General features: G+C 73.3%; 8 protein-coding genes and 1 pseudogene. 5 read left to right on the forward strand and 4 right to left on the reverse strand.

The genetic code is table 11. From position 1 onward, the window contains the following. Positions 1–33: 33 nt before the first annotated feature. Positions 34–2,250: an FtsX-like permease family protein gene (locus ABZ215_RS19785; protein ID WP_354950677.1), complete on the reverse strand. Its 2,217-nt coding sequence runs from the start codon at positions 2,248–2,250 to the stop codon at positions 34–36. Further along, entirely contained in the window at positions 2,247–2,939 is a 693-nt protein-coding gene (locus ABZ215_RS19790; RefSeq protein ID WP_354711817.1) for an ABC transporter ATP-binding protein, read from the reverse strand. The genes ABZ215_RS19785 and ABZ215_RS19790 overlap by 4 nt, the downstream gene beginning before the upstream one ends. Before the next feature lie 133 nt (positions 2,940–3,072). On the opposite strand from ABZ215_RS19790, the gene ABZ215_RS19795 reads away from it, so the two are divergent. Genes ABZ215_RS19795 through ABZ215_RS19805 form a run of 3 tightly spaced genes read left to right on the forward strand, consistent with a single transcriptional unit; the run spans position 3,073 to position 5,944 of the window. Continuing rightward, positions 3,073–4,785, forward strand: coding sequence for a histidine kinase (locus ABZ215_RS19795; RefSeq protein WP_354950679.1), 1,713 nt, complete (start codon positions 3,073–3,075; stop codon positions 4,783–4,785). Further along, a complete protein-coding gene (locus tag ABZ215_RS19800; RefSeq protein WP_020423002.1) occupies positions 4,782–5,432 on the forward strand; it encodes a response regulator transcription factor in 651 nt (216 codons plus the stop codon). Before ABZ215_RS19795 ends, ABZ215_RS19800 begins: the two co-directional genes overlap by 4 nt. A 26-nt stretch (positions 5,433–5,458) precedes the next feature. Beyond that, on the forward strand, positions 5,459–5,944 hold the full coding sequence (locus tag ABZ215_RS19805) for a hypothetical protein (protein ID WP_020423003.1): 486 nt from the start codon (positions 5,459–5,461) through the stop codon (positions 5,942–5,944). 1 nt (position 5,945) lies between these two features. Here the strand turns inward: ABZ215_RS19805 and ABZ215_RS19810 are convergent, their stop codons facing one another. Further along, positions 5,946–6,686: an SDR family oxidoreductase gene (locus ABZ215_RS19810; RefSeq protein WP_354950681.1), complete on the reverse strand. Its 741-nt coding sequence runs from the start codon at positions 6,684–6,686 to the stop codon at positions 5,946–5,948. Between the two features lie 101 nt (positions 6,687–6,787). Here ABZ215_RS19810 and ABZ215_RS19815 point away from each other — a divergent pair, with 101 nt between their 5' ends. After that, positions 6,788–7,618 carry a helix-turn-helix transcriptional regulator gene (locus tag ABZ215_RS19815; protein ID WP_020423005.1) on the forward strand — a complete coding sequence of 277 codons (831 nt, stop codon included), beginning with the start codon at positions 6,788–6,790 and terminating at the stop codon, positions 7,616–7,618. Positions 7,619–7,627: 9 nt separating this feature from the next. Beyond that, the gene (locus ABZ215_RS19820; RefSeq protein WP_354950684.1) at positions 7,628–8,932 is read left to right on the forward strand and encodes an amidohydrolase; all 1,305 of its coding nucleotides are present in this window, start codon (positions 7,628–7,630) and stop codon (positions 8,930–8,932) included. A gap of 88 nt (positions 8,933–9,020) precedes the next feature. Here ABZ215_RS19820 and ABZ215_RS19825 read toward each other — a convergent pair. After that, positions 9,021–9,157, reverse strand: a pseudogene (locus ABZ215_RS19825) (IS982 family transposase); the annotation flags it as partial.

Below are 9,157 nucleotides of genomic sequence, written 5' to 3' on the forward strand. Positions count from 1 at the left end.
GCCCCTCCCCCGACGAGGGGCGGCCGGACGAGCTCATTCGTCGGCCAGCGGTTCCGCGCGCACCCGGTTCAGGGCCGGGGTGCAGACCGACGCGGCGAGCACCGCCACGGCGAACCCGAGCACCACCGGCGCGACCAGCCACGGGCTGATCACCGCCGAGGCGTTCTGGGATTCCTGAATGATCGAGAACAACCCGAGGCCCGCGATCATTCCCAGCAGCCCGGACCCGATCGTGGCGACCAGCGCGGGCAGCGCGGCCTCCATCCGCAGCGCCCTGGACAGCACCCGGGTCGGCGTGCCGGCCGCCATCAGCGCCCCGAACGTGCGGCGCCGGTCCATCACCGATCCGGCGGTCGCGATCGCCGCGCTGCACCCGGCCAGGATCGCCGCGACCGTCACCCCGATGACGGTGACGCGCCGCAGGTCGTCCAGCTGGTCGCGCTGGCCGTCCAGGTACAGCTCCCGGCTGTACACGCTTTCGCCGCCGGCCGCGCCGACCAGCGCGGTGCGCACCAGCTCGCGGTCGGCGGGCGTGGTGTCGACGGCGACCCGCGAGTACGACGGCACCACTCCGGCCGGCATGACGGCCGGGTCGATGATCAGCGGCGCGTACCCGTCGTCGTCGGTCTGCGTCATCGGCTTGACCGCGGTGCCCGCGGCGAACGGCACGCCTTCGGCGTCGTAGTCGCCTGCCACCCGGAAGCCGCCGAGCTCGAGGTCGTGGGTGCTGTAGATCCCCGGCCCGGTGCAGGCGGCCTGCACGCGGAAGACCTTGACCGCGTCCGCGCAGGGGACGACCACACCGGTGTAGGTGGAGCCGTTCACCGACTTCAGCGTCACCTCCGGCATCGACACCGCGCGGGCAGGCAGGTTGTAGCGCTCCAGCGTCGCGTTGGCCTGTGCGGCGATCGTGCCCGCCCGTTCGCCGGAGGTGTCCACCGACAGCACCGAGTCGCGGTAGGTCCCGCCGCCACCGGTCATCGCGTCGAAGCTGGGCATCAGCGTCAGCGCCATCGACCCGGTGAACACGGCGAGCACGACCCCGGCCGAGGCGCGGTAGGCGCCGCGCGGGTCGTTGCGCAGCCGCCGCCCGGCCAGCAGCGCGGACGGCTTGCGCCAGCGGTTCACGAAGAACCCGCCGATCACCGCCGTCACGTACGGCCCGACCAGCATCGCCGAGGCGATCATCAGCGCGAGCCCGAGCAGGATCAGGTTGACGTCGTCGCCCTGCTCGATCGCGAAGAAGAAGAACAACGCGGTCGCCGGCAGCGAGAGCAGGCGCCACCAGCGCAGCGGCTTCGGCGTGTGCTGCACGACCGCGCCGACCGGGTTGCTCACCACCCGCCGCAGCCCGAGCACGGCGGCCAGCAGCACCAGCGCGGGCACCGCGACCAGCACGAACACGGTCAGCCCGATCGGCACGCGGAAGTCGCCGGCCAGCCAGGTGCCGCCGTCCCACGGCACCAGCCGGGCCAGCGACCACAGCAGCGGGCTGATCGCCCAGCCCAGCAGCGCGCCCGCGACCGCGGCGATCCCGGTCTCGGCCGCGGTGATCGCCACGACCTGCCCCGGTGTCGCGCCGGCCAGCCGCAGGGCCGCCAGCCGCTGCTCCCGCCGGGCCGCGATGAGCCGCGCCGACGAGGCCACCAGCACCAGGCTCGGCACCAGCAGCACCACGACCCCGACCCCGGCCAGCAGAGTGAGCAGCGCGTCCACCCTCGCCTCCGACGGCGGCACGAACCCGTTCCGCTCGTTCGCGTTCGCCGGCATCGTCTCCGGGGTGTGCCCGACCAGCGCGACGAGCTGGTCCGGGAAACGCAGGGCGTCCTCGCCGAGGGTGCCCACCACCTTGCCGGGGAACCGGTCGGCCAGCTGCGAGGCGGGCAGCCGGTTCATCGCCTGGTACAGCTCCGGCGACACCAGCACCTCGCCGGGCGCCGGGAACTTCGGCACCCCGGCGGGCAACGCGACCCCGCCGGCGAGCTGGGCCACGTCCACGCGGTCGATCCGCCTGCCGTCGAAGTAGTCGGCGCTCGACGAGATCGACAGGGTCGGCGTGCCGCCGTCACGGGAGCCGTACTGCTCCTGCCACACCGCGCGCTCGGCGCGGGCCTGCGTCGCGTACGGCAGGCTCAGCAGCAACAGGACCAGACCCGTGGCCACCGCGACCCCCACCGCGGTGAGCAGGGTGGCGGTCCTGGTCCGCCGGTCCGCCCGCAGGACCTTGAACGCCAGCTGGACCGGGCTCACGGCAGCACCCCCACCTGCTCCGCGATGCGCCCGTCCCGGATGGTCACCGTGCGCGGCAGCGACGCGGCGAGCTCCACGTCGTGCGTCACGATGACCACTGACGTGCCCGAGTCCGAGGCCGCGACCAGCAAGGCGTCCATGGTGTCCTTGCCGGTGCGGGTGTCCAGCGCGCCGGTCGGCTCGTCGGCGAAGATCACCTTCGGCCGGTGCGTCAGCGCGCGGGCGATCGCGACCCGCTGCGCCTGGCCGCCGGACAGCTCACCGGGGCGGGACCCCTCCCGGCCCCGCAGCCCGAGCCGGCCCAGCCACTCCCGCGCCGCGCCGATCGCCTCGCGGCGCTTGGCGCCCCCGAGCAGCATCGGCAGCGCCACGTTCTCCTCCGCGGACAGCTCGGCCACGAGCATCCCCTGCTGGAACACGAAACCGAACTCGGTGCGCCGCAGCTCGCTGCGCTTGGTCTCGGACAGCTGGTCGACACGCCTGCCGTCCAGCAGGATCTCGCCGCCGTCCGGCCGCAGGATCCCGGCCAGCACGTGCAGCAGCGACGTCTTGCCCGACCCCGACGGGCCGACGACGGCGAGCGCCTCCCCGGCGTGGATGTCCACGTCGACGCCGGCCAGCGCCACCTGCTCGCCGTACCGCTTGACGAGCCCCCGCCCGGACAACACGACACTCCCTTGTGGAGTCATGAACCTTCCCCTTCCGTTGTTCCCGCACAGCAGGTTCACAGGTGGGGCGGGGTGCCCGTATCGGCCGATCGGCCGATACGGGGTGGCCGGGCGGCCAAGGTGCGGGGGCGCGCGGATCCTCTACCGTTCCGTTGTGCCGTTCTCCGATCGCGTGACCTCGGCCTGGCGATGGCTGGGTCTCGAAGGCGTCCTGCTGCTCGCCGCCTTCCTGTGCGATCTCGCGGTGGTGCTGCCGGCCAGTGTGGACTCGCTTGGGCCGCGGGGCCGGGATCTCCTGCTGCTGCCCGGGATGGTCGCGCTGGGCGCGTGCGCGTTGTGGGCGCGGACGCGGCCCGCGGTGGCCGTGTTCGCGGGTGCGGCGACGTTGTTCGCGTCGACCTTCCTGATCCGGGCGACCGACGCGGCGGCGTATACGACGCTGCTGAGCAACGTGTCGCTGAGCGAGACCGTCGCCGGGCTGGAGCTGGTGTTCTTCTGCGTGCGGCGGGTGCGGTGGGCGGAGTCCGTCATCGGCACCGCCACGCTGGTGCTCGCCACCCTGTTCGCCACCGCCTACCGCAACGGCTCGGGCAGTCGCGGGCTGAGCGAGACGATGCTGCTCGGCATGGTGCTGCTGGTCGCCGTGGTGCTCACCGGGCTGCAGTTCCGGCGCGGGCAGGCGCCGCGCAAGGAGAGCGCGGTTCGTGACCTGGTGCGCGAGCAGTGGCCTCTGATCGGCGCGCTCAGCCTGCCCGTCTTCCTGGAGCTGTACCAGCTGCTGGACAGCAACATCCGGGCGCTGCCCGCGCTGACCTGCTCGCTCGCCGCGGCCGCGACGGCCGTGTACGCGACCCGCCGCCCGCTGCGCGCCGGCTTGCTGCTCGCCGGGATCATCTTCGCCACCTCGGCGGCACTGTGGATCGCGCCGCGGCAGTACCTGCTGGGCTACGGCGCGTTGCCGTTCACCGAGATCGTCGCCGGGATCATCGTCGTGGTCCTGCTGGTCCGGTCGGTGGAGCCGAAGCGGGCGTGGGGCGCGATCGCCTTGATGTCGGCCGCGGTCGCGTTCACCACGCTCACCACGGTGGTCAGCGGCCGGGGCCGGGCGGACATGTCGGACCTGCGCGACCTGGTGATCGCCGCGGTGCTCGTGCTCGGGATCGCGGTGGCCGCCGGGCTGTACTTCCGGGCCCGCGACTCCGAGCGGCGCAAGGTGGTCGAGGCCGCGGTCGCCGACGCGCAGAACTCCGAGCGCATGGCGCTGGCGCGGGAACTGCACGACCTGGTGGCGCACCACGTCACCGGGATCATCGTGCAGGCGCAGGCGGCGAAGGTGATCGCCGACCAGAACCCGAAGGTCGCGCTGGAGGTCATCGAACGCATCGAGGCCGCGGGCACCGAGGCGATGACCGCGATGCGGCGGCTGGTCGGCAGCATGCGCGCGGGCGGGGAGGCGGTCACCGACCAGGCCACCATGGACCTGGACGCGGACCTGCGGCGGCTCGTGGAGTCCGGGCACCACGGCGTCCCCACGGAGGCCGACGTGCGGGTGCCCGCGGACCTGCCGCAGGAGGTGGCGCGCTCGGCGCTGCGGCTGGTGCAGGAGTCGCTGACGAACATCGGCAAGCACGCGGCGGGCGCGACGCGGGCGTGCGTGCTGGCCGAGGTCCGGGACGGCGAACTGCACATCCGGGTGGCCGACGACGGACACCAGGTGGTGACGCGTCCGGCCGGAGGTTCCGGGGGATACGGTCTCGTCGGGATGCGCGAGCGGGTCGAGCTGCTGCACGGCCGGCTCGCCGCGGGCCCGGCGCCGGACGGGGGCTGGGTGGTGGAGGCGTGGTTGCCGGTGGAGGAAGAGGCTTGATTCGCGTACTGATCGCCGACGACCAGAGCATGGTGCGCATGGGGTTCCGGATGATCCTCGACGCGCAGGACGACATCGAGGTGGTCGCCGACGTCGAGGACGGTGTCGCGGCGGTGACGAAGGCGCGCGAGCTGCGGCCGGACGTGTGCCTGCTGGACATCCGGATGCCCGGGCTGGACGGGCTGGAGGTGACGCGCCAGCTGGCCGGGCCGGACGTCGCCGACCCGCTGAAGGTCGTGGTGGTGACGACCTTCGACCTGGACGAGTACGTGCACACCGCGTTGCGCAACGGCGCGAGCGGCTTCCTGCTCAAGGACGCCGGACCGGCTCTGCTGATCGAAGCGATCCGGGCCGCCCACCGCGGCGACGCGCTGGTGTCACCGCAGGTGACGGTGCGGCTGCTGAAGCACTTCGAGGGCGCGTCCGCCCGGCGGCAGGTCGATCCGCCGAAGGAACCGCTGACCGCGCGCGAGCTGGACGTGGTGAAGGCGGCGGCCCGCGGCCTGACGAACACCGAGATCGGGGCCGAGCTGTACATGTCCCTGTCGACGGTGAAGACGCACCTGGCCGCGGTGCAGGGCAAGGTCGGCGCACGCAATCGCGTCGAGGTCGCGGCCTGGGCGTGGCGCAGCGGGCTGGTGGACTAGCCGCGCAGGGTGCAGGCTGTCCGTTCATGGGGCGCAGGGCGGCGTGGGTGGTTTCGGTCGTCGCGGCGGCCGGTCTCGGGGCCTGCTCGACAACCGACAGCGACAGGCCGACGCCGGCGCCGACGACGGCGGCACCGACCGCGGACCCGCTGGAGCCGCTGGCCGCCTGCGCCGTCCTGGACCAGCTGCTCGCCGGACAGGGGTTCACGCCGGGCAGGCCGATCGGCGTGCGGAACGAGTGCGGCGCGTCCAGGCCGGGTTACGGCACCGTGAGCATCGCCCTGGAGCACGAGCAGGGGGAACCGGCAGAGGCGGCGCCGCTCGACGTCAACGGCCGCAAGGCGCTGATCGGCCAGTTCACCGGCCCCGGCACGTGCGAGGTCGTGCTCGACGTCCCCGGGCACGCCCCGGCCGCGACGACCGTCGTGCTGCTCTCCGCCGACCTGCAGGCGGAGGCCTGCGCGGCGGCTCAGGACCTGGCCACCAGCCTCGAACCCATGCTGCCGCGCTGAGTCACTGCGCCGTCCAGCCGCCGTCGACCGGGAGCAGGGCGCCGGTGACGAAGCTCGCCGCGTCGGAGCAGAGGAACGCCACCGCTTCGGCGACCTCGTCGGCCTTGCCGATGCGGCCGATGGGGTGGGCGGGGCCGAACGAGGCGAGCATTTCGCGGCCGTTGTCGACCACCCCCTCCATGATGTCGGTGTCGATGACGCCCGGCAGGACGGCGTTCGAGCGGATCCCCACCGGTCCGCCTTCGATGGCCAGCACCCGCGTCATCTGGGCCAGCGCGCCCTTCGACGCGGCGTAGGCGGTCTGCGTCTCGAACGCCACCACCGACGACACCGACGCGATCGACACGATGGCCCCGCCACCGGCGGCCGCCATCACGCGGAACGCCTCCCGCGCCTGCACGAAGTTGCCGCGCGCGTTGACCCGCAGGATCGCCTCGAAGTCCTCGACGCTGGTTTCGGTGACCGGCTTGTTCAGCGTCCGCCCGGCGTTGTTCACCAGCACGTCCAACCGCCCGAACCGCTCCACCGCAAGCCGCATCGTGGCGCGGGCCAGTTCCTCGTCCGCGACGTCGCCGGTCAGCACCGCCACGTCGTCGGCGGCCAGCTCGTGCACGGACTCCCGCAGATCGGTGACGACGAGGCGCGCGCCCCGCGAGCGCAGCAACTCCGCGCACGCCCGGCCGATGCCGCGCGCCGCGCCGGTGACGACGGCGACCCGCCCGGTGAGATCGAGTTTGCTCATGGCACCGACCGTGGCCCGGGTGGCTGGACCGTGGCAGGGCGCGGTCTTCCTGGGAGCGCTGCACCCAGGTAGCACCGCCGCCGCAGACCTACGATCACGTCATGGCACGGTCCGAACTCGGCGACTTCCTCAGCTCCCGGCGGTCCCAGGTGCGCCCGGACGAGGTCAACCTCCCCAGCACCGGCCAGCGCCGCGTGCCCGGCCTGCGCCGCGAGGAGGTGGCGCTGCTGGCCGGCGTCAGCGTGGACTACTACGTCCGCCTGGAGCAGGGCCGCGAGCGCACCCCGTCGGCGCAGGTGGTCGACGCACTGGCCGCCGCGCTCCGCCTCGGCGAGGACGGCCGCCAGCACCTGTTCCGCCTCGCCGGGCTCAGCCCGCGCACCCGGCTCACCGCGGTGCCCGCTCGCGTCGATCCGAGCCTGCTGCAGCTGATGAGCGCCTGGCCGGACAACCCCGCCATCGTCTACAACCTCGCCTACGACGTGCTCGCCTCGAACGCGATCGCCGACGCGCTCTTCCACGACTGGGCGCACTCGCGCAACCTGATGCACGTCGTGTTCACCGACCCGGCCGCGCGCACCTTCTACCGGGACTGGCACGAGGTGGCACGCAACTCGGTCGCCGGTTTCCGGCTCGGCTACGGCAAGAACCCGGACGACCCGCGGGTCCGGCAGGTGCTCGCCGAGCTCCTCGCGGCCAGCCCGGAGTTCGCCGAGCTGTGGACCGGTCACGACGCCCGAGGCAAGAGCCTGGAGCGCAAGGAGTTCGTGCACCGCGAGGTCGGCCCGCTGACCCTGACCATGCAGACCTTCGACGTCCGGTCCAGTCCGGGGCAGGAGCTCGTCGTCTACCACGCCGAACCGGGTTCGCCGAGCGCCGAGGCCCTCGCGCTGCTCGGGTCGCTGGCCGCCACGGCCCGGCAGGAGACCTAGAATCCCAGGATGCCGCAACGCTTCCGCGCCCCCGTCGTCCTGCCCTGCGATCCGGCCTGCTCGGTCATCCGGAACGGCGTGGTGGACGTCGGCGACGACGGGCGAATCACGTTCTGCGGTCCCGCGGCCGAGGCGCCCGGCGATCTGCCGGTCACCGAGCTGACCGGGATCCTGCTGCCCGGCCTGATCAACGCACACGCGCACAGCCCGATGACCCTGCTCCGCGGCATGGGCGGCGACCTGCCGCTGTTGCGCTGGCTCAACGAGATCATCTGGCCTGCCGAGGCGAAGCTGCGCGCGGAGGACGTGCGTGCCGGGATGCTGCTCGGTTCGGTCGAGATGCTCCGGCACGGCGTCACCACGAGCGCGGAGATGTACTTCTTCGCCGAGCAGATGGCCGAGGCGGTGCTGGAGACCGGTGCGCGGGCGGTGCTCGGCGGCCCGATCATCGACCTGCCCGGCGTCGACTGGCGGCGCATGATCGAGGTGGCGGACCGCTGGATCGACGCCGACGGTCTGCGGTTCGGCCCCGGTGAGCGGATCGAGCTGTCCTACGCGCCGCATTCGGCGTACATGCTGCCGGTCGAGGCGCTGCGGCAGGTCACCGAATCCGCTGCGGCGCGGGGTGCGCTGGTGCAGATCCACGTGGCCGAGGCGGCGGACGAGGACGCCCGGCAGCGCGCGGAGTTCGGTTCGGTGCCGCGGCTGCTGGAGGAGGTCGGCATGCTGGGCGGGCGGGTGCTCGCCGCGCACGCCGTCCACCTGTCCGATCAGGACATCGCGTTGTTCGCCGCGCGGGGGACCGGGGTGGCGCACTGCCCGGGGTCGAACGCGAAGCTGGCGTCCGGCATCGCGCGGCTGACGGACCTGCGGGCGGCGGCCGTCGCGGTCGGGCTGGGCACGGACGGCCCGGCCAGCAACGACGACCTCGACCTGTGGGAGGAGGTCCAGCTCTCCGCCATGCTCGCCCGGCTGTCCACACAGGACTCGACCGCGCTGCGGGCGAAGGACGCGCTGCTGCTGGCCACCCGCGGCGGCGCGGACGCGCTGAGCCGGACCGACATCGGCGCGCTGGAGCCCGGCCGCTGGGCCGACTTCGTGCACGTGGACCCGGACGGCCCGGCGTTCGCGACGGGCCTGGACGAGCCGGACGAGCAGGTGATCTCGAACCTGGTGTGGGCGTCGGGGTCGCGGCAGGTCCGGGACGTCTGGGTGGCAGGCGAACAGGTGGTGTCGGACCGGGAGCCGGTGCACGTCGACCGCGGCAAGGTCCAGTCCGCCGCCCGCGATGCGGCCGCGCGCTTGCGCGCCTAGCACCGCAGGCGAGACTGGCTGCGGGGCGCTCGGCCACCTCGGCGCCGCCACCTGCTTGCGTGGCCTAGACGAGTAATGCGTAACTCGGTCAGTGGTCGTAGGCGGTCAGGGATCGGGTGGTGGGTTGGCTGGTGGCGCGGTTGTGCCAGATGGCGGCGGTGAGGGCCAGGAGTCGTTGGGCGATGCGGACTCCGACGCCCTCGATGGTGCGGCCACCGTGCTGTT

This window comes from Amycolatopsis sp. NPDC006131 (assembly GCF_040614175.1).
GTDB classification, from domain to species: domain Bacteria; phylum Actinomycetota; class Actinomycetes; order Mycobacteriales; family Pseudonocardiaceae; genus Amycolatopsis_E; species Amycolatopsis_E tucumanensis.

Bases quoted from the DNA above. Each gene is read 5' to 3' on its own strand.
- ABZ215_RS19815 (WP_020423005.1), top strand. From the start codon at position 6,788: ATGGCACGGTCCGAACTCGGCGACTTCCTCAGCTCCCGGCGGTCCCAG.
- ABZ215_RS19805 (WP_020423003.1), top strand. From the start codon at position 5,459: ATGGGGCGCAGGGCGGCGTGGGTGGTTTCGGTCGTCGCGGCGGCCGGT.
- ABZ215_RS19820 (WP_354950684.1), top strand. From the start codon at position 7,628: ATGCCGCAACGCTTCCGCGCCCCCGTCGTCCTGCCCTGCGATCCGGCC.
- ABZ215_RS19790 (WP_354711817.1), bottom strand. From the start codon at position 2,939: ATGACTCCACAAGGGAGTGTCGTGTTGTCCGGGCGGGGGCTCGTCAAG.
- ABZ215_RS19810 (WP_354950681.1), bottom strand. From the start codon at position 6,686: ATGAGCAAACTCGATCTCACCGGGCGGGTCGCCGTCGTCACCGGCGCG.